Annotated in this window: 18 protein-coding genes; 7 read left to right on the top strand and 11 right to left on the bottom strand. The window is 34.3% G+C overall.

Going from position 1 to position 20,224, the window contains the following annotated elements; all coding sequences use genetic code 11:
• Window positions 1–286: 286 nt before the first annotated feature.
• A complete protein-coding gene (locus tag ADJ83_RS19415; protein WP_031537482.1) occupies window positions 287–1,195 on the top strand; it encodes a Gfo/Idh/MocA family protein in 909 nt (302 codons plus the stop codon).
• A 109-nt stretch (window positions 1,196–1,304) separates the two neighbouring features.
• Here ADJ83_RS19415 and ADJ83_RS19420 read toward each other — a convergent pair whose 3' ends face one another.
• The 3 genes from ADJ83_RS19420 to ADJ83_RS19425 all read right to left on the bottom strand — a co-directional run bounded on the left by ADJ83_RS19420 (window position 1,305) and on the right by ADJ83_RS19425 (window position 8,963).
• Window positions 1,305–2,396, bottom strand: coding sequence for an ABC transporter ATP-binding protein (locus tag ADJ83_RS19420; RefSeq protein WP_031537481.1), 1,092 nt, complete (start codon window positions 2,394–2,396; stop codon window positions 1,305–1,307).
• A gap of 168 nt (window positions 2,397–2,564) precedes the next feature.
• Window positions 2,565–2,783: a hypothetical protein gene (locus ADJ83_RS25360; protein WP_152910848.1), complete on the bottom strand. Its 219-nt coding sequence runs from the start codon at window positions 2,781–2,783 to the stop codon at window positions 2,565–2,567.
• A 270-nt stretch (window positions 2,784–3,053) separates the two neighbouring features.
• On the bottom strand, window positions 3,054–8,963 hold the full coding sequence (locus ADJ83_RS19425) for a lamin tail domain-containing protein (RefSeq protein ID WP_048718824.1): 5,910 nt from the start codon (window positions 8,961–8,963) through the stop codon (window positions 3,054–3,056).
• 345 nt (window positions 8,964–9,308) lie between these two features.
• Between ADJ83_RS19425 and ADJ83_RS19430 the strand changes: the two genes are divergently transcribed.
• The 3 genes from ADJ83_RS19430 to ADJ83_RS19440 all read left to right on the top strand — a co-directional run bounded on the left by ADJ83_RS19430 (window position 9,309) and on the right by ADJ83_RS19440 (window position 11,060).
• Entirely contained in the window at window positions 9,309–9,563 is a 255-nt protein-coding gene (locus ADJ83_RS19430; RefSeq protein WP_031537478.1) for a hypothetical protein, read from the top strand.
• A gap of 197 nt (window positions 9,564–9,760) precedes the next feature.
• On the top strand, window positions 9,761–10,096 hold the full coding sequence (locus ADJ83_RS19435) for a PadR family transcriptional regulator (protein WP_031537477.1): 336 nt from the start codon (window positions 9,761–9,763) through the stop codon (window positions 10,094–10,096).
• Window positions 10,089–11,060 carry a permease prefix domain 1-containing protein gene (locus ADJ83_RS19440; protein ID WP_048718828.1) on the top strand — a complete coding sequence of 324 codons (972 nt, stop codon included), beginning with the start codon at window positions 10,089–10,091 and terminating at the stop codon, window positions 11,058–11,060. The genes ADJ83_RS19435 and ADJ83_RS19440 overlap by 8 nt, the downstream gene beginning before the upstream one ends.
• Window positions 11,061–11,117: 57 nt before the next feature.
• On the opposite strand, the gene ADJ83_RS19445 is transcribed toward ADJ83_RS19440, so the two are convergent.
• Entirely contained in the window at window positions 11,118–11,513 is a 396-nt protein-coding gene (locus ADJ83_RS19445) for a VOC family protein (protein ID WP_031537473.1), read from the bottom strand.
• 215 nt (window positions 11,514–11,728) lie between these two features.
• Here ADJ83_RS19445 and ADJ83_RS19450 point away from each other — a divergent pair, with 215 nt between their 5' ends.
• A complete protein-coding gene (locus ADJ83_RS19450) occupies window positions 11,729–12,607 on the top strand; it encodes a VanW family protein (RefSeq protein WP_053094383.1) in 879 nt (292 codons plus the stop codon).
• A 72-nt stretch (window positions 12,608–12,679) separates the two neighbouring features.
• On the top strand, window positions 12,680–13,072 hold the full coding sequence (locus tag ADJ83_RS19455) for a nuclear transport factor 2 family protein (RefSeq protein WP_048718830.1): 393 nt from the start codon (window positions 12,680–12,682) through the stop codon (window positions 13,070–13,072).
• 58 nt (window positions 13,073–13,130) lie between these two features.
• Here ADJ83_RS19455 and ADJ83_RS19460 read toward each other — a convergent pair whose 3' ends face one another.
• The 4 genes from ADJ83_RS19460 to ADJ83_RS19475 all read right to left on the bottom strand — a co-directional run bounded on the left by ADJ83_RS19460 (window position 13,131) and on the right by ADJ83_RS19475 (window position 16,769).
• On the bottom strand, window positions 13,131–14,114 hold the full coding sequence (locus ADJ83_RS19460; protein WP_031537468.1) for a ring-cleaving dioxygenase: 984 nt from the start codon (window positions 14,112–14,114) through the stop codon (window positions 13,131–13,133).
• Window positions 14,115–14,334: 220 nt separating this feature from the next.
• Complete coding sequence (locus ADJ83_RS19465) at window positions 14,335–14,805, bottom strand: CBO0543 family protein (RefSeq protein WP_031537467.1); 471 nt, start codon at window positions 14,803–14,805, stop codon at window positions 14,335–14,337.
• Between the two features lie 294 nt (window positions 14,806–15,099).
• Window positions 15,100–15,690, bottom strand: a complete 591-nt coding sequence (locus ADJ83_RS19470) for a cell wall hydrolase (RefSeq protein ID WP_048718833.1) — start codon at window positions 15,688–15,690, stop codon at window positions 15,100–15,102.
• Between the two features lie 173 nt (window positions 15,691–15,863).
• Window positions 15,864–16,769, bottom strand: a complete 906-nt coding sequence (locus ADJ83_RS19475; protein ID WP_031537466.1) for a C39 family peptidase — start codon at window positions 16,767–16,769, stop codon at window positions 15,864–15,866.
• Window positions 16,770–16,940: 171 nt separating this feature from the next.
• Between ADJ83_RS19475 and ADJ83_RS19480 the strand changes: the two genes are divergently transcribed.
• Window positions 16,941–17,234, top strand: a complete 294-nt coding sequence (locus tag ADJ83_RS19480) for an AbrB/MazE/SpoVT family DNA-binding domain-containing protein (protein ID WP_040344032.1) — start codon at window positions 16,941–16,943, stop codon at window positions 17,232–17,234.
• A gap of 108 nt (window positions 17,235–17,342) precedes the next feature.
• Here ADJ83_RS19480 and ADJ83_RS19485 read toward each other — a convergent pair whose 3' ends face one another.
• From ADJ83_RS19485 to ADJ83_RS19495, 3 genes are all read right to left on the bottom strand, one after another.
• Entirely contained in the window at window positions 17,343–17,522 is a 180-nt protein-coding gene (locus ADJ83_RS19485; protein ID WP_016204430.1) for a DUF2933 domain-containing protein, read from the bottom strand.
• Between the two features lie 88 nt (window positions 17,523–17,610).
• Window positions 17,611–18,558: a metal ABC transporter solute-binding protein, Zn/Mn family gene (locus tag ADJ83_RS19490; protein ID WP_016204431.1), complete on the bottom strand. Its 948-nt coding sequence runs from the start codon at window positions 18,556–18,558 to the stop codon at window positions 17,611–17,613.
• A 121-nt stretch (window positions 18,559–18,679) separates the two neighbouring features.
• Window positions 18,680–19,945, bottom strand: coding sequence for a murein hydrolase activator EnvC family protein (locus tag ADJ83_RS19495; protein ID WP_031537462.1), 1,266 nt, complete (start codon window positions 19,943–19,945; stop codon window positions 18,680–18,682).
• Between the last annotated feature and the right edge of the window lie 279 nt (window positions 19,946–20,224).

Here is a 20,224-nt window from a genome sequence, read left to right on the forward strand (position 1 = left end):
ATATAATTATATCTGAAAATGCGTCTTCCATTCGTCTAACTTATTTTTAAATGTTATAAATATTCATATTATTATAACCCTTTTTTAGTAAAAAAAAATAAGTCTTTTTGATTATTTTTACTATTTACTGGAATTTGCGGGGATTTTACTTACTTTATTAACATCATTAACTACCTCCGAAAAAGAGTATGCATCAAATATCTCTGCTTTCCTATCCTTGGTTGCAAAACATTCTTTATACTATACTAATAAATAAGTTACATACATAATGAAAGAGGTGAATACATTGAAGATCGGTCTTATTGGATTAGGAAATATTGCGAAGAAAGCGTATTTACCTGTGCTATCTGAAAAAGTAGGGATAGAGCTCGTTCTTTGTACAAGAAATGAGGAGACACTAAACAAGCTATCAAAGAAATATAGAATAGAAGAAAAGGTTCAAACAGTAGAGCAACTCATTAGCAAAAATATTGAAGCGGCTTTTGTTAGCACCGCTACTGAAGCACATTTTGAGATAGCGAAAGAATTATTGGCGCATGGTATCCATGTATATATTGATAAACCCATTTCAATGGATTATGAGGAAACAGAAAAAATTGTCAATCTAGCAAAACAAACGGGCAAAATAGCGATGGTTGGATTCAACAGAAGATTTATCCCCAAAGTGAAGGAATTAAAAGAAAATGGGAAGGCAAATCTCATTCTTATGCAAAAGAATCGCTACGCTATGCCAGACTATATAAGAAGATTTGTTGTCGAAGATTTTATTCATGTAGTAGATACGCTTAGATTTTTAATGAATACGGAAGTAAAAGATGTAAAGGTTGAATGCCTGAAAGAAGGCAAAACACTTAATAGCTTAGTTATCCAAATGATTGGGGAGGGCTGTATTGCAATTGGAATAATGAACCGAAATGGTGGCGTAACCGAAGAAATCATTGAATATTCCACAGGCAAAGATAAGTATGTCGTAAACAGCCTTGTGGAAACAACCCACTTCCATAACAAAGAAATCCACATTTCTAAATTTGGAGACTGGGAACCAACACTATATAAACGCGGATTCTATCAGATCATTGACCATTTTATTGATTGCATTCAAAACAATAAAGTCCCAGAACCATCAATGGACGACTCATTAAAAACACATGAGATTTGCGAAATGATAGTTAGGGAAGCAGAGGAACGGTTCTAACTTCTAACCTCCCTACTTCATAAAGGCATCTATCCCTTTAATGGTATAGATGCCTTCTTATTGCAAATATTCCAGGGAAGCAAGAAAACAATGCCCTTCTCACGAATCCCTATATTTTTTCTTCTGTTTCTTTATGGAAAAAATGGCATTTATCCATGTCCAAGTAAAATGGAATGGTTTCTCCTGGTTTTACGTTGGTACTGCCGTCTACTTTTGCTACATAGGAATTGTCTTTGCCGATGGAAGAATAAAGGAGGGTTTCTGCTCCCATTAGTTCCACCACATCAACCTTTGCATTTACTTGTGCATAGGATTGATGATCATTTTGTTTTACATAAATATTCTCTGGTCTGATACCAAGAATAATATCCTGTCCAGATTTATTTATTCCCTTTAATTTTTCTACCTTTTCCTCTGGCAAATGAATGATCTCTCCCTCTGTGAGAAAGGAATTTCCTTCGATTCTACCTGTAAAGAAATTCATTGCAGGTGATCCAATAAATCCTGCAACAAAAACATTAACTGGATCATCATAAACCTCTTTTGGTGTCCCTACTTGTTGAATCACGCCATCTTTCATTACAACTAATCGAGTCGCCATCGTCATCGCTTCTGTTTGGTCATGTGTTACATAAATCGTTGTCGTCTGCAGTCTTTGATGGAGCTTTGATATTTCTGCACGCATTTGCACACGGAGTTTTGCGTCTAGATTGGAAAGTGGTTCATCCATTAAAAATACCTTGGCATCTCTGACAATCGCCCGCCCTAAAGCAACACGCTGCCGCTGCCCTCCAGAGAGAGCTTTTGGCTTTCTTTTTAAATATGGTTCTAATCCAAGCATCTTAGCGGCTTCCTCCACGCGTCGCTTTATCTCCTCTTTAGGAAATTTGCGAAGCTTCAGTCCAAATGCCATATTATCAAAGACATTCATATGAGGATATAAGGCATAATTTTGGAAAACCATGGCGATATCTCGATCTTTAGGGGCAATATCATTTACTAATTCATCATCAATATAAAATTCACCCTTCGAGATTTCCTCTAGCCCTGCCACCATTCTCAATGTCGTCGATTTACCACATCCAGAAGGTCCTACAAATACGATAAATTCTTTATCTTTAATATGTAAATTAAAATCTTTCACTGCTGCCAAATCTTTATCGTATATTTTGTAAATATGCTTTAAGTTTAATTCAGCCATACTATTCCTCCTAATAACATCCTAAAACGGGATTTTTTCTTTACTTCTAAGAGTTCGCTTCCTTGCAATCACCGCTAATCTAGATGTTTTTTAAGCAGAGGTATAGCATCAGTATCTGCTCTTTTTTGCAAGTAATACAACATTTATATTCTATGAATCAAATAATGATTACATGGAAGCATAATATTCCCTTAAATCTATCGGTAACCCAGTGTCCTGCGATTTATTTGCCGCGAGCGTAGTAGCCAGTGTTTGAATACCATTTTCATAGGATGAAAGGATTAACTCAGGCTGATTATAAGTGATTGCTTTGATAAAAGCTTGATCCTGTGCCTCATAATAATTTAACGTTGGTCGATAGGTAATTGTTGAATAAAGGAACTGCATAAATTACCGATTGCATCAGACTATCTTACAAGACTTATGCATCTACCTATTACCCTATAACCTAAGAACTCTACTTTTGGGGTTTTATCGTAAATATTTGTGGAGAAGTAGTTGGTAATAACAAATATATTATCTGGCTATAAAAAATAGTACTCAAAAAAAGAAAGAGCGATAAACCTAAAGATAAATAGGCTTTTCGCTCTTTCTTGTCCGTTCAATGGAATTCCCCTTGGTATCCATTCCAGGGATGCAAATTAGTAGAACCTGTTCCTATGCCTCTCTTCTTCGCCTTCTCAAGTAAAAAATCACTATTCCTCCTATTAATAATAGAATTCCTACCAACATCATTGTATAATTTGCTGTGGCTGTATTTGGTAGTTGAATCGGTTGATAGTCTTTGTTTGGTTCTGATGTGGATGGATTTGTTGAATTTTCCCCATCATTATTTCCATTATTGTCATCAGGAGTTGGTATTGGTGGTTCTTCATTTCCTCCATCATTCCCGGTATTGTCGTCAGGTACCGGTGCTGACGGTTCTTCCCCTTCCCCACCATCACCTGGATTTGTTGGTTCTTCAGGTGATGGTTGTCCTTTTGTGAAAGACCAAATATCTGAAATAGCTGTTCCAGTATACTTGTCAGATGCTACTACATACCAGTCATATACTTGTCCCTCTTCAAGGTTCCTCCAAACAACTTCCGCAGTATCGCCGCTTGCTATGTTTTCTTGGTTGCCAATTTCTTCATTTGTATAAACATTGACCGCAAAGTAATCAGTCGCAACCTGTTTCTCTTGAACGGATAAATCTAAATCAATCACTAATTCATCCTTCAATGGATATTCTGCTGGATCATAGAAATTATAATCATCTAAATATGGTGAGTACGTATTAATAAGGATTCGATTATTGGTTTGATCGAAGTGAAGCAGCTTCATATAGCCTTGTCCGCCTTCAGGACCACCTTGGTAATCACCAAGCATTTGATAGACTTTTCGATCTGCTATGCCATCTTGATCATCATCAATCTCGCTAATTAGCGTCTCTGAATCATGATAGTGTCCACATAATACAAGGAATACATTTTTATTTTTCTCTACTACCTTTTGAAAAATTTCTTCCCCAATTGGGCTACGATTACCTGAAACTAATAGATATTCATGGAAATTCAGAATGGCTTTTCGATCAGGATATTGTTTTAACACACTGTTAATCCATTCCATATCCTCATCATTTACGCCCCAGCCCATGTATATCATGATAAAATCATTTCCCCCAGCTGAAATCAAGTCATAATGACCACGATTATCTTTATACGATTCTCCATAATGTGGTTGGTCTTTATAACGATTCTCTCCAAACCATTTCGAAAACTCGGAGTAATCATTGGATAATTGGTCTACATCATGATTTCCTGCCAGTACTCCATACGGAATTTTGTAGTCTTCTAATGTGCGCATATATTCATCCGCATAAATCCATTGCTGTTCATCATCAAATTCATCTACCACATCCCCTGTATGCAAGACATATTTGATTTTCAGCTCTTCTTGTTTTTCCGCAATCCATTCTGTTTGTCGTTTATAAATATATGGATAGCTTTCTGCATAGTATTGGGTATCCGACATCCACACAAATGTAAAATCATAATCATCTGGTGAGCTTGGAATTTCATCTTGAATTAACACATTGATTTTATTAGCCTTATCAGCATACTCGTTTACCTGTACATCTGCCTTTAAGGCAAAATCTTCTGCACCCGCAATTTTATACGTTAGCAGTTTCCATTTATTCTCATTCATACTCCATGCATACATGGAAACCTTTCTTCCTTCTAATGATTTCCCATTCCACACTAACTCGACTCGGTCCTCTTTACCAATAGTAGGGTCTAGTTCCACTTCAAAGCGATGGTATGGGAATTGAGTACTAGAATCAGTTGTTAAGTACTTTCCATCTAAGGTAGAAATCGCTGAAGCATCCTCAGCTGTTAATGCTTTTTCTCCAGCGGGCACAAGCTCAACTGGCGGTTCTGTATCACTCGCATTTTCAAATGATTGAACATTACTATCTGTTGCCTCATATTTATAGCCTTTATAATAATGAACATCCATCGAATCCTCTGTTGGATCAGTTACTCTTACCTTTAACGCTGGATCCCCGTCTACTGGAGTAGCTGTATTATTAGCTGGCGAGATTAATTCTGGCTTATTTGGATTTTCATTCGTCACACTGAATCCAATAACAGACTCCGCTTTATTACCAGCCTTATCTACCGCAACTACCTTTAACTCATGGACACCTGGGATAAGCTTAGAAGAAGCAGTATCAAATGGAACACTTATATTTTCATTATCTAACGTTACATCTATTGACTCGACACCTGCTATTGCATCTTCTGCACTTGCTTCAATCGTAAAGGCTCCCTTATATTCTTTTTCTGATTCCATATTTGTCTTTATGACTGGTGCTGTATTATCTACTTGAATTGCAGCTGTTACTTCCTCTTCTTTATCTGTTGCTGTAATACTGTACGCTCCATCTGAAACAGTTGTTGTATCCCAGACATACGTTTTTGCTTTCATTTGTTCTTCTGTTAATGTAAAAGTAAAGTCTTCGAACGGACGATAGGTACCATCATCTCCCATATCAAATACTTGAGATGTATTCGCTTTTTGCGGATCTCTAATTACCGTGCCATCCGCTAAAATAAGACGAACATTTCTTATATTATAGTCATCTCTATTTTCTTCACTTTCTTCTAATTGGAACGGAGATGCCTTATTTCCTGAACGAACGGTAATAACATTTTCCCCAATGGATAATTTATTTGGATCAATTGGAATCGTAAAGGTTTTCCAATCTGAATTATTATCCTTATCCAATAGATGAATAATTTCATCTCCCATTGTGATTGCATTTTTGAAATACATGTTTAACCCGCTAATATCCACAGCAAGATAAGCTTGTGATTCTAAAGAGCTATATGTTTCTTCCGTTACTTTTTTTCCATCAATAGAAAGCTCTACATCTTCAGCAGTTGCTTCCTTCGATACGGCTTTTAAAATTACATTTCCAGATAAAATATCATGATCCTGAACATTTAAATGAATTGGTTCATTGTTAACATCATTTTTAATGGTGATGACATATTTCTCTGAAGTCACTTCATTTTGACCATCTGTTGCGACAAAATAATATTCGATGCTTTCTTTTGCAATAAAGTTCGCTGCATACAAAACGGCTGTATAGTATTCGATATCACTAGGATCAACCGTTAATAATACCTTTTCATAATCGGTTTGATTATTTGTGCGATAATAAAGAATAACAGATTTAATGGCTTTATCATCTGTTGCTTTTGCACGAATTGTTAAGTCATCCATTTGATGGGTTTCTTCCACATTCGTAGCATTTGTTAAGGTAGGTACCATGTGATCTTTTTCTACATGAACAGGCTGATTTGGAACTTGGTTAGCCTCTACCATTCCTGGTATTCCTGGCTTTGTCTTTGTACTAATTTTTACGGATTGTGTGGAACCATCCTCTGGGAACTTATAAAGAATCCCCATATTCATTGCCGTATCTAATTGAGTTGCCTCATCATTATAATAAGCAACATTTATCTCTTCCTTCGTATTCGTAGCAATCACTAAGCCACGCATACTGCCATTTGCCATTCCATCACTCTTAATCCGCACAATCTCTTTATCTTCAACGAGATTTGTTCCGTAATTTGCATTAAAATCAGCAACCGTTTTTTCACCATTTTGACCATTAATAATCCAGAATACCAGTGTCTCTTGCGGTTCGATTACCACATCATCTGGAATTGATGGCCAAACAACATCCGTTGCGGGATCGGCATTATAGCGATATTGAATTTTATAATCCTTAAAGTTTATCGCTTGATCGGTATTATTGTAGATTTCAATATACTCATATCCATCGGCCGTTCCAACATTTGCACTATCAGGAACTACCTCTGTAACAAGTAGTTTAGGAATCTTGGTAAAATCAATTTCAGATTTTTCTACAGAAAGGCTGAATGCTTCTGTTTGAGTTTCGTTGATTCCGTCACTAGCTACAAGATAATAAGTGATTTCTCCATCTATATCGGCAGCTGGAAGGGTTGTCGAATATTTCCCATTTGCATCCTTATTCAACGCTAATGATTTAAAGCTCTCGTCTGCCGAGTTTTTATAAAATACAGTGACAATTGGATTTGCTACCTCGTTATCGGTCACCGATGCTTCAAGCGGAACTGCTGTGAAGGCTTTTGCTGTTTTAATTGGATTATGGGAAATAACCGGTGGCTCCGTATCCTTTGGCATATCAGGCAACTCCACTACATTTGTTGGAACCTGATCTGCTTCCACGCTTCCAGGAGTAGGATCAGCTAACACCTTGTACTTCTCCATTTCCGTGCCTTCTTGTGGAAATTGATAATGAATAACTTTGCCGTCATTGTCATTTTCAGAACCTAAATAACTAGCGGAAATCATAACATTTCCTTGTGCATCCTTTATTTCAATGGCACGGTTTCCGCCATTAGCGAACCCGGGGAATGCCGTGTCTGTAAACATTACTAATTCGTTGCTTGTAAGGCTTGTCCCATATTCTTTATTAAAGTCTTCTACTGTTTTATTCCCATTATTAAACCAAAATACTAACTTTTCTTTTGATTGAATCTCTTTAGCTGGCAATTGGAATAAAATTGGCTCTCTTGAATTATCTGTATATACATAGTAAAAGGAATAAGTCGCTAGATTTAACGATTGATTCGAATTATTATATAGCTCAAAGTATTCGTAATAATCCGTTCCTCCACCAATTGAATTAGGAGAAAGCTCCGTAATGAAGAGGGGTCGATTGCTATATGTATCCTGCTCTGGTTCTTCCCCTTCTTCATTTTCTAATTCAATTGTATATGTTGCAGTTTTTGCTAGATGAGTACCATCAGTTGCTTCCAAATAGTACACAATCGTACCTTGTACTTCTTCTTTTGGTATGCTTGCTGTAAATTTTTGAGGATTTGCTGAATCTTGTTTCATCTCTATTGTTTTAAATGCTGTGTCTGATTCTACTTGATAATAGATTGTAGCGGTTGGATTTTTCTGATTATCGGCTATTGTTGCTTCAAACGCAATAGCCTCTCCCGCTTTTGTTGTTGTTATTGTTTCATGCGTGATAATAGGTGCTTCTATATCTTCTGTTATCGGACTTACCTGCAGCGGCTCTGCTGGCACTTGTCCCTCTCCTAACACACCTGGTGTTGGGGATGCATTAACCTGCTGCTTTTCCATTTCGGTTCCTTCCGTTGGGAAAGCATAATGCACATCTAAGCCTGTATTATCTGTTTCTCCTGGTAAATATTTCGCAGATGCTACTTCTTGACCATCGAGATTTTTGATAATCATTCCTCTATTTCCGCCATTTGCAAATCCAGGAAAATCCCCTTTAAAAGAAATGACTTGTTGTTCTGTTAAAGACGTACTGAAATGGTTGTTGAAATCGTCTAGTAAAAGATCTTTCGTATTAAACCAAAGGATAATAGATTCTTGAGGTGCAATCGTTGCTGCTGGAATAGACATTATTTTATCGGCTGTACTACCACCAATATAATGGTAATAAAAATAATAGCTATTTAAGTCGATCAGTTGATTGGTGTTATTATAGAGTTCGATAAATTCAAAGTTATCCGTTCCTTTTGAATCAGGGGCTAACTCTGTAATAAGTAGGGGTAGTAGCTTTGTATAATCCACGGCTTCTTGTTGATCTTCCGTTTGCTGTTGTTCAGTTTCTACTGGAATTTCTTCGGCTGGTTCTGTTTTTTTATCCTGTTCTTCTTCTATTTTTTCATTTTCTAGAGGATGATTTTCCCCATTTCTAACTGAGTCATCCTTTTGATCAGAAACAGTAAGTGAGGGTTCTTCTATACTAGCATTTTCCGCTTCCCTTACCGCTTCATTCATTACCTTCTTCTCTTGTTCGACTAATGTGTCAGTTGCTTCTATACTACTATCCTTTTCTGTTTGTGTATTCTCCTCTGAACTTTCTCCAGTTGATTCTGCCGCATAAGTCATTAAACCTGGCAAAGCTGGAAAATAAGTAGAAAAGAAAAATACCCCCATAACAAAGATGACAAAAGCCCTCCTTGTTATCCTCTTTTTTAAAGACACAAGACCATTCCTCCCTAAAGCTGATTTATGTACACACTAGAATCATAGATATCTTGTTTTAAGGAATATTTAAGCCACTATTAATAAACATGAAGTTTTGTTAAGTATGTGTAAAGGAAGAACTTTCTCAAGATCACTGAAAAAGTATAGTGATCAAAATTCAATCGGGATATGAATTATTTTCTTGTAAACGAAGGCAATACTCTTTTATGTACAAGACTTAGGATAAAAGATATGTTTTCCTATGTTTTTTCCAATTAATAATAGATAAATGTTAGAATAATATTCGATGAGGTAAACAGATGGTTAAGTGTCTATTTTTGATAGTAAGGAAGGATGTCTGAAGTGAATAAACCATATACAAATGTAGACTTTAAGAAGTTTCTTAAGGAAAAAGAACTAAAGAATGTGAAATTAAGCGATTTAGAAGAAATTATTGAAAAAGAAGGACTAGAAGTATGGGAGCTTGCTTCTTTTAATGAAATCTATCATTTAGTCTCCACAAGAGAATCAAACAACACATTGAAAACTTTAAGTTGGGTAATAGCAGCTTTAGCTGTCGTTACAACGGTAAGTGCAATTATAGGCATCTTCGGTTAACGAAGGTGCTTTTCTATTGGAAAAAAATCGTAAAACAACTAGTGCTAGAACAAATAATCCTCTTCCCTCCAAAAAGATTCAGTAGCTGAACTAAAATTTTTTAACATTTTACTTCACCTGTCGTAGTATATATGGTAAAGTAAAATTACCACGACAGACATAGTACGATAAGTGAAGTATTAGAAAGGAGGGATTTTGTGATAAGCAGTGATATCATACGAGGATATAATGACACCATTATTCTTTTTTTCCTATTGGAAAAGGATTCTTATGGTTATGAGATCTCCAAAGATATAAGAACACGAACAAATGAAAAATACATTATTAAAGAAACAACACTATACTCAGCCTTTAGTAGATTGATTAAGAATAACTATATTAACTCCTATTACAAAGAAGGCGAATATGGAAAAAGAAGGACTTACTACACCATTACTGCAGAAGGAAGAAAGTATTATCAGGAAAAATGCCAAGAATGGGCCGTTACACAGGAAGTAATTAACCTATTTATTAAGGAGGGATATAATGAATAGCATCATCAATTATTTAGACAATGTCTTTGCTAACTTGCCGAAAACATCAGAAATGGAAAAGCTGAAACTAGAAATGCTTTCAAACATGGAGGAAAAATACTATGAATTAAAAGAAGCAGGTAAATCAGAAAATGAAGCAATTGGAATTGTGATATCAGAATTTGGTAATATTGATGAACTACTAAATGAATTAGGCATTTCATTAAACGAAGCAAAATCACAAGAACGACAACTCTCAGAAGACGAAGTGAATCATTTTTTTCAGCAAACAGCAAAAGCGATGAACTTGATTGGGATTGGTGTGTTCCTTTGCATACTTGGTTCTGCCCTACTAGTTCTCTTTACAGAGTTATATGACAATGGTTTTCTAAATGGTGTTACAGAAAATACAGCAGCATTAATCGGTGTAGCGCAATTACTTCTATTTGTTGCAATTGCCGTGAGTTTATTCATTTATAGTGGTCAACTATTAGAGAAGTTCAAATTCATCGAAAAAAAGGGAACCTTCTCCCTTCCTCTTCATTTGGTTAAAAAAATTGAGATGCAAAAAGAAGCCTATCAACCAATCTTTTTTCGTTCGATAATCATTGGTGTTTCCCTTTGTATTTTATCACCCGTCGTTTTATTAGTGACGATTGCCATAAATGAATCAGCAACAACCTATGGTGTTTGTGTTTTACTGCTTCTTATCGCAATAGCTACTTACCTCTTTATTATAAGTGGCGCCAAAAAGGACGCCTACGTAAAACTATTAAGGGAAGAATCGTATTCCATTGAAAAGAAGCAGGAAGATAAAGTAATTGGCGCTTTCGCAGCAGTCATCTGGCCACTTGCCACCGCCATTTTCTTATTCACTGGATTTGTGTACGAAAATTGGCATATAAATTGGATTATATTTCCGATAGCAGGTCTATTAATGGCCATGTTTGGTGGAGCCTATTCGATTATGAAAAAAGAAAATTAAAGAAAACATAGGGACGGTGCTGGGGCTTGTCCTCCAAGTACCGTCCCTATGGGTCAATTATTTGGCATTTTCATCTGGTTGATGAATCCCAAATATATTTCCTTCCGTATCTGTATAGTAGCCTTGCCATGCCATACCAGGAAGTGCGTGCTTAGGAAGTGCGATGGTTCCTCCATTTTCAAGAATTTTTGTTTCTGTGGAATCATAGTCTTCCACCCCCATTGTACAAGCATACCCATTTACAGCTTGATTTTTATCTGTGAGAGGAACGGAGCGTTTTATTAAAGCACCATTAATTCCCATCTCGCTTTCATCGCCCGTTACTGCCCCAAAATAAGGCATACCAGCATAATCACTCCAATCTTCAAATTTCCAATCAAAAACTTCTCCATAAAACTTTTTTGCGCGTTCCATGTTATCTACGTGAATTTCGAAATGAATTGGTCTTCCCATTATTCGGACCTCCTATTTTAATGAATCTTCTGATTTATTTCTATTAAAAGCCGCGAACTCCTTCCCATTATTGTAAATATTCTATTTATTTATACATGAGACGCAGGAAATAGTACTTCCCTAATTTCTTCTAATGATTTTACAAATAAATACATTAAATGGAGGAACGGACACATATTAAGAATAACAAAGATTATAACGGAGGTTTGTCATCTATGAATTCCCATCTATTACTTGGACTCATTCTATTCTTTCATGCCGTGCTTATACCTAGTACTTATTTTAGTATAATCAAAAGTCATCCTTCCCAACAACAGGTTAAGGAACAAGACTTTTTGTGGAAATCTCCTAGTTTACCTGTGATCGACACAGAAGAATTCACTAAAGTTATGGATGAATTAGATAACGAGGTTTACATTGCGCCAAAGGATGCTATTGTTAATCAGTATGGGAGTATCGTTCCTGAGCAAGTTGGCTATCGCTTGCATCGGGAGAAATTTATCAGACAAATGTATGCGCATTATTTTAATGATACTTCCAGTAAACAAGAACTTCCCCTTCAAGTAATTTATCCTAAAGTAGATAGTGAGCTTCTAGATAGTATTCGAAGAAAAAAAATCGGCAGATATATAACCTCCTTTAACAGTAATAACAAAGAACGAAGCATGAATATTTCGCTAGCTACAGAGGCAATTAATAATAGCGTTATTTTTCCAAACGAAAAATTTTCTTTTAATCAGATTGTTGGAAAAAGAACGGTAGAAAAGGGATATTTACAAGCTCCTGTCATCATAAATGGAAAGTTTTCGGAAGATATTGGTGGTGGGATTTGCCAAGTATCCTCTACTCTATTTAATGCGGTTGACAATGCTGGATTAAAGATTATTCAACGCTATTCACACAGTAGAAGTATTCCATACGTCCCTCCTAAACGAGATGCAACGGTTAGTTGGGATGGACCAGATTTTGTTTTTGAAAATAACTATGAAAGACCCATACTAATCCGCGCTAAAATGCTAGGTAATCATTTACTCATTGAACTATTTTCGGCTGAAACGATTTCCTATCAGCCTAGAAATGTTCCATACCTTTAAAATTTACTTAATTGACATAACCATATACATGCCTTAAACTTCTAAGCATTCATAAGGAAAGGATGTTATTGGATGAACAAGCAGCAAACATCGACTCCATCTCAAAAGGATATAGCCATTTCCTTTTTAATGCTTGTAGCAACAGGAAAAGTTCGCGAAGCATTTCATAGCTACATAGGTCCTGACTTTCGCCATCATAATCCCTTCTTTAATGGCGATGCAGATTCATTAATGATCGCCATGGAAGAAAATGCCAAGCAAAGTCCTAATAAGAAGGTAGAGAGCAAGCTAGTTATCGAAGAGGATGATAAAGTAGTGGTGTATTCCCATATAAAGCAACATCCAGAGGATTTAGGAGGAGCAGTGGTGCATATCTTTCGCTTCCAAAACAACCAGATTGTTGAATTGTGGGATATTGGCCAGCCTATCCCAAAGGATTCACCGAATAAGAATGGAATGTTCTAAAAAAAGAGGGACGATTCTCGTGTGTACAAACAACACAAGAATCATCCCCTTATCCCTCTTACAAGTATTCTTTTTTTATTTCTACGTTACTTCGAACCGTATCAATAGGTCGAACGAGCTGTTCAATCTTTTCTCTATTGGATTCAAAGAATGGTGGTAAGGATAATTTTTCGCCAAGCGTTTCGTAAGGCTCATCCCCCATGAAGCCAGGGCCATCTGTTGCTAATTCAAATAGGATTTGCGGTGCCACATTAGAGTATAGAGAACCGAAATAATAACGTTCTACAAATCCAGAATTCGGTAATTTAAAACTGCTCAAACGCTCTTGCCATTGATCTAATTCTGCACGATCTTCCACGCGGAAAGCCGCATGGTGAACTGTTCCAAATCCTTGTCGTGCCTGTGGAAGAATCGTATTGAATTCCACAATGACTTGTGCACCATTTCCCCCTTCTCCCATTTCAAATAGATGGAAGTCCCCTTCTTGTGCAACCTCATTCATCAAGAATACCTTTTCTAATACTTCCTTTACATAGTCAAGATAAGCAGTTCGTACAAATATTGGTCCTAGCCCAGTGATTGCAAATTCCAATGGAACTGGCCCATTTTGCCACGGCGTACCTGCTGTAACCCCTTCATTCTGTTCATCGGAAATCAGTTGATATTGCTGATCATCAAAATCTACGAAAGACAATGTCTTTTTGCCAAACTGTTCTTGAATTCCTTTATGCTTCACTTCATACTTATCAAAGCGTTTGACCCAATATTCAAGAGCAGCATCAGTTGGCACGCGGAATGATGTTTTCGAGATTTCATTTGTACCATGCACCCCTTTTGGTATCCCAGGAAAATCAAAAAATGTCATATCTGTACCAGGGCTTCCCACATCATCTGTAAAGTATAAGTGATAGGTTTGAATATCATCTTGATTGACCGTTTTCTTTACTAATCGAAGTCCTAAAACGTATGTGAAAAATTCATAGATTTTTTCTGCACTACTTGTGATTGCTGTAATATGATGAAGTCCTTTTAGTTCATTCATTTACTTTTTCCTCCTTGAAATTATCTCGAAATTGAGATAATTATATAAAAAAATATTCTTAATTAATATATCTTTAATTCGAAATAATTTTATCATCTTATATATTTTTCGTCAATAGGAAAGAAAACAGGCCATTATAAATACCCTGCTATTTTTCTATTTTCCTTCTATCAATCTAATTGCCAACCTTACTCTCCCTATATTACACTCTTCTCTCCTTCTATCTCCACAGGTCTTTTTTATCTAAATATTTTATTAACCCAAAGAATCCTCTAATTGTAAATAAAGTGAAATTTACGCTTGCAAAAGTATGTAGTGGTGACCATTTCTTCCATTTGAATAATTTACTGTTTTTCTCAAAGTACCATTGGCCAAAGCTCATTGGGACACTAAACACAAGACTTTTTAATAATTTCTTTCCTAAGTGATCTCTTTCCGTCATTTTTACCCAAAGCACACTTAATAAAGAAAAAAATAACACATCATAAATGATATTTGTTTTAAAGATCTTCGGAAAAGGACGGACTGGATAGGAGATTTTTTTTGTACCCACAACATAAGCATCTACTAATGTTGCAAGAACACCTTTAGCGAAAAATATTAAGAAATTTTCTCTTCTTTTGCCTCTAAACAAAAATGGAACAGTTGCCACACAACCAGCTGTTAACATGCGCAATAATATTTTCTCCATGGATAATCCCCTGCTTTCAAGATTAAGATTCTATCTTAATCTCCCCATTTAGTCATAAAATATTCGGTTAAAATAACATTCTCCTAAATTATGCATACCTTTCTTTTCCATTTAAGAATCATTAAAATCATCTTAGTTCTCTTTCAAATAAAATCACATCTAAAAAGCTCCTGTTATTTAATGCTTAAAAAATCCTTTCAATATCACCACTTAAAAGACAATCTACTAAGCATTTGTGAATTTTATGTGCATTTAAAGGGTTTCCCTTTGTGTTTCAAGCACACTTATTTTTAATTACTTTGCAAACGTGTGATTACCAATTCTTACGGTAACTTCTTTTGTTAGAATCCACTCACTTTTTGCTGTTTGGGGATTGTAAAAATACAGGGATCCACTCCCTTTTCCTCTATATGCTACTGCCTCATCTACTGCTCTATAATCTATAGTGGTTGGATTATTATTTATTTTTCCATTTTGAACTGGAGAAAAAGCATAATAGCCATTTGAACGTTCATAAATTACTTCTCTTATTGTTTTTGGGAAAAGGTCACTATCTACACGATTTAAAACTACAGTCGCTACTGCAACTTTTCCAGCATAAGGTTCTCCTTGTGCTTCGGCAAAAATCAATTGAGCTAATAAAGTTCTTTCACTTGTGGTAATTGGTTCTGGTAAACTTAATCGTTGCCCTACATTTAATTTATTATCTTTTAAATTATTTGCTATTTGTATAGAACCTATAGGAACTCCACTTTGCTGACTTATTTTCCATAGAGTGTCTCCAGATTTTACTGTATAAAGAGACGATGCTTCTGTATTTACTCCAAAAAAGGATGACAATAATATTACTAGAAACACAGAATATAAAAATTTATTCGATTTCATATAAACCTCCTAGTATTAATGTCCACAGGAATCATATTATCAACGAAACTATCTATTTACTACCTCCAATATTTTCCCATTCACTTTAAGACGATATTATTAAGATTTCTTAAATGTGGCACATGTTTCCACTTGAACTTTTACACTATTAATAAATCAAGAATCTATTATTCTTAATCATACTTTAAGGAAAGAGCTTGACTCCCCATTTGTTTCCACGCATCTATAAAAGGACCTAATGGTTCTTTTTTGTTTTTTTCACCACTAATGGGATCATTAAAATATACAAAAGATTCATCATATCCTGTAATTAACACCGAATGTTCTTTATACGTTATTTTAACTTTTCCATTTGGTGTCTCCCATTCTTCAAAGGAGGAGTTAGGTAATTTTTGATAGGTTGTATTCGTTATTATCCAAACCGGCCTGTCCTTTGAAAGATATAATTTTAGTTCCTCAAACTGTTTTCCTGTTAGATTATCTATTTTGTTTGGTAAATACTCTTCCGCCAACTCTATTATAGGCCTGTGATAAACTCCATAGCCTGGTTTACTATAAGAATACATATCTCCAATATATCCATCATTGGGATCTCCCCAATGTATCTTTCCATTTTTAGTTGATAATGGTGTCTTATCTCTTTCTATTTTTTTAGCAAGTTCCATTTTATCTGTTTTAACTTGATAATATTGTAAGAACATTGCTAAGCTAGTCACTTCACAGCCCCTAGGTAACTCAGGAAACTGCTTAATTATAGGTGCATCTAGTAAAATTTCCTTCTTAATTGTATCAGCTTTTTTAGATGGTTGATTTACTTCCTTAATTATGTCCTTAACTTCTTTAGGCTCTTCTTCTCCCTTTTTCATCATAAATTCCGGTAGTGGTATATCTACAATTACATCCTTACGTAAAATCCTCTTTAGTTTGCCATTATCAATACTAAATAAAGAAACTAATATAATTAAATACAAAGTAGTAAGAGAAATTATAACTATATTAGTTCTTTTTACAAGTAATATTATTAAAACACTTGTAATCAACAAACTTATCATAATTAAGATAATAAACTGAAGTTTCATCGCTATTCTCCTAATAAATTTATAAATTAATAACTTAGTAATTTAAGTTTATAATCAAATCATCAAAAAAGTATGGAGAAAGAATGTTATCTTAAATCTGCACAATTTCTTCAATAATGACTTCTATAATAGAAAAAAATATTATTCAAGAGAAATTAAAAAGGTGTGGAAATGACTGTGTATAAAAGGAGAATTTATAATAATGGACAAATTGCTGTTCCTAAAAAATTACAGAAACAGTTGAACTTTAATGCTGGAGACCTTTTATTTATATATATACTAGACAAATCCATCATAATAAAAGCAAACCATGATAATAAAGATTTAAATCAATGTTATTTAAGTGGAAATCGTATTTCTATACCCAAGGAAATAAGAAATATACTGGGAATAACAAGTGATACACCACTTATTATGGGTATTACAGATGATAAAAATGGAATTTTTATAAAGATTGAAATATAATGCAATAAATTTTTATCCTTCAATTTTTTCTTAATCATTGAGAAAACAAAAAAGAACACCTTAAGTGAAATCAAAACTAAGGTGTTCTTTTTTATATTACATATATCATCATTTAGGCGAAAGTTCATTTAGTTTCCTATGCAATTCCCTATTTTCATTTTCTAATTTAATGACTCTTTTATCTAATTTATTATTATTCCTATTATGACTATGTCCTCCATGACTTTTCATCATAAATAACATCATAATTGGACATACAAGTACTAGCAAAATAGATAACCATTCCATTTTTATCACTCCTTTACTTTTTATTAGAATAATGTTAAAACAAGGATTTTTTATCGAGAAATTATGAACATATTTTTAACTTTCATTTTTATTGAGTAGCTAATTTTAATGTTGCTAAATTTTCTCGCATTACCGAAAAGTAATCATCTCCTTTTTTTATTTCTTTATTTGTTAGACCTTCAATGGGATTTAATGTTAAAGATTTTGCACCAATAGTATCTTTAACTGTTTCTGCTACTTTTGGACTTACTAAAGTTTCAAATAATATATAATTTATTTGCCTTTCATTAGCAAAACTTATTAATTCTTTAAGCTTTTTAGGAGATGGCTCATCGGATGGAGAAATTCCTGTAATCGCTATTTGTTCCAATCCATATCTATTAGTCAAATAACCAAATGCATTGTGCGAAACTATTACTTCTTTTCGAATAGGATTAGATAATGCTTCAGTATATTCTGAATTTAATTCATCAAAGTTAACAGCAATTTTGTTAAAGTTCTCTTCATAAACAACTTTTCCATCTGGGTCCAGTTTAATTAGCTCTTCCTTAATAACTTCAGCTATTTGCTTAGCTCGTATAGGATCTAGCCAAAAATGGGGATCGTATGTTTTATCTTCCTGGTCTTCTTTATCATTTGGTTCCGTACTCTCACCAGTTTCTCTTAAAGTCAATAAATCAACATATTCACTAGAATTAATAATCTTTTTATCTTTCGTATCAATACTTTTTATCGTATCTGTTACCCAACTTTCATACCCAGCACCATTGTATATAAATAAATCAACTTCATTTAGATTTGCCAAATCTTTTGGTGATGGTTCATAATCATGTGGCTCAATACCCGGTTGCACAAGATTTATAACTTTAGCTCGGTCCCCTGCTATCTTAGTTGTAAAATCATATAAAGGGTAAAAGCTGGTCATTATTTTTAAACTTTCATCAGCAGTTTTTTCATTTGTGTTTTGGTTGTTATTACAAGCAGCCAAAAAAATGACCGATACAACAAACAAGATAAAAATTTTACTTTTAAACATGGTTTCTCCTCCAAGATTCAATCTTTAAAGTAAGTAATTCTAAAAAAACATTAACCTAATTAACACTTCTTTAATCAAGTTAATGTTTAAAATAATTTAATTGTATGATTGGATTGATGATTTATATTGAAATATAATCGAGTGGGTTAACAGCATTCGATTTGGATGCATTCCACTGACCTTTATGAAGTTCAAAATGCAAATGCTGACCAAAAGATTGTCCAGTGTTCCCCATAATTCCTACTTGTTGCCCTTTGGAAACAGATTCCCCTGTCTTAACTACTCTACTATCCATGTGCGCATAAACAGTTGTATACACCTGACCATTAATTGAGTGAGAGATAAAGACTACATTACCGTAACTTGTGGAATAATAAGATCTACTAACAACCCCATCAGCAGCAGCAACAATTGGCACATCAGCACTGTTAGCAATATCTATACCAGCATGAAACTTGTTCCATCTTTCACCAAGGGTGGATGTTAATCGTCCTTGAGCTGGAGTTGTCCATACCCCTTTGGTCTTTTTAGAAACATTTGTGTTCGCTTTAATACTACTAGAAGTACTTTTTGCTTCATTTTCTTTTTTAGTAGCTACTTGAGTTTTCTTCTCAGATTCTATTTTTATAGCTTTTTCGATAGCTTCCTTTTGAGAATCAAGTAATGAATTTTGTTCTTCTAAACTTAGTTTTTCATTTTCTAAATCTTCTTCTTTGTCCTTTAGAGATTGCATAATATCATCTTTATTTTTCTTTTGTATATCTAATTCGCTTTTTAGTTTCTTTTGAGACTCGCCATAATTTTCAAGTTTCACTAACAGATCTTTTGCTTCATTTTCCTTATCTTCTAACACTTTTTTATCATCCATATGTTGTTGGATTAAATCCTGATCTGCAGTAATTATTGTTGTTACCGCACCCGCTCTATCTAAAAAATCACTAAAACTCTGTGAGCCTATTAAAACATCCAAATAGTTAATAGTCCCAATCTCTTGATAAGATCGAGCCCTTTCTTTTAACAACTCTTCGCGTTGTTTTATTCGTTCCTTAAGAGTTTTTATTTCTTCATTTAATTTTTGAATTTTTATATTTGCATTTTTTATATTTTCATCATTTTCGCGTATTTTACTATTCGTTTCTGTTATTAACATATCTAAACATTTAATCTCATCATTTATTTTATCTTGTTCTGTTTTTATGTTATCAAGCTCTTCCACTGCTTGTTCTAAACCATCTTGGACTTTACTACGATTTTCTAGTATATTGAGTTTTTTATTTTGTAAATCTTCCTCAGAAGATGCTAATGCAATAGAAGTTGTATTAGTTAATGCTAATGAGGCTGCAATTCCGAACGTTATAACAGATGTCTTAATCAATAATTTACTCATTCGAATGTCCTTTCTTTATCAATCTCTAATAACAAGCAAAATTATAACATCACTTTTTGTCGAATTTGGAGATGAAAAATATTACAATTATATTTCACTGTAATATTCTGATAAAATTCAAGGAGTAATTTACCACTAAGAAGTTCATAATAAAACTTTATTCACTAATATAAACGTTTGGTGAATCACACATTTAACTCCCTGCATAATTTCTTCATATAATTGGAGTATTATAAAAAATATAAAATAAATTCAGGTGACCTAATGAAAAAACTTTCC

It is taken from the genome of Bacillus sp. 522_BSPC, from assembly GCF_001076885.1.
Classification (GTDB): Bacteria; Bacillota; Bacilli; order Bacillales; family Cytobacillaceae; genus Niallia; species Niallia hominis.

Excerpts from the sequence above, each read along its gene's own strand:
- ADJ83_RS19475 (WP_031537466.1), bottom strand. The coding sequence starts at position 16,769 with ATGAAACTTCAGTTTATTATCTTAATTATGATAAGTTTGTTGATTACA.
- ADJ83_RS19460 (WP_031537468.1), bottom strand. The coding sequence starts at position 14,114 with ATGAATGAACTAAAAGGACTTCATCATATTACAGCAATCACAAGTAGT.
- ADJ83_RS25360 (WP_152910848.1), bottom strand. The coding sequence starts at position 2,783 with ATGCAGTTCCTTTATTCAACAATTACCTATCGACCAACGTTAAATTAT.
- ADJ83_RS19455 (WP_048718830.1), top strand. The coding sequence starts at position 12,680 with ATGAACAAGCAGCAAACATCGACTCCATCTCAAAAGGATATAGCCATT.
- ADJ83_RS19465 (WP_031537467.1), bottom strand. The coding sequence starts at position 14,805 with ATGGAGAAAATATTATTGCGCATGTTAACAGCTGGTTGTGTGGCAACT.
- ADJ83_RS19495 (WP_031537462.1), bottom strand. The coding sequence starts at position 19,945 with ATGAGTAAATTATTGATTAAGACATCTGTTATAACGTTCGGAATTGCA.
- ADJ83_RS19420 (WP_031537481.1), bottom strand. The coding sequence starts at position 2,396 with ATGGCTGAATTAAACTTAAAGCATATTTACAAAATATACGATAAAGAT.
- ADJ83_RS19485 (WP_016204430.1), bottom strand. The coding sequence starts at position 17,522 with ATGGAATGGTTATCTATTTTGCTAGTACTTGTATGTCCAATTATGATG.
- ADJ83_RS19480 (WP_040344032.1), top strand. The coding sequence starts at position 16,941 with ATGACTGTGTATAAAAGGAGAATTTATAATAATGGACAAATTGCTGTT.
- ADJ83_RS19445 (WP_031537473.1), bottom strand. The coding sequence starts at position 11,513 with ATGGGAAGACCAATTCATTTCGAAATTCACGTAGATAACATGGAACGC.
- ADJ83_RS19490 (WP_016204431.1), bottom strand. The coding sequence starts at position 18,558 with ATGTTTAAAAGTAAAATTTTTATCTTGTTTGTTGTATCGGTCATTTTT.
- ADJ83_RS19440 (WP_048718828.1), top strand. The coding sequence starts at position 10,089 with ATGAATAGCATCATCAATTATTTAGACAATGTCTTTGCTAACTTGCCG.
- ADJ83_RS19470 (WP_048718833.1), bottom strand. The coding sequence starts at position 15,690 with ATGAAATCGAATAAATTTTTATATTCTGTGTTTCTAGTAATATTATTG.
- ADJ83_RS19450 (WP_053094383.1), top strand. The coding sequence starts at position 11,729 with ATGAATTCCCATCTATTACTTGGACTCATTCTATTCTTTCATGCCGTG.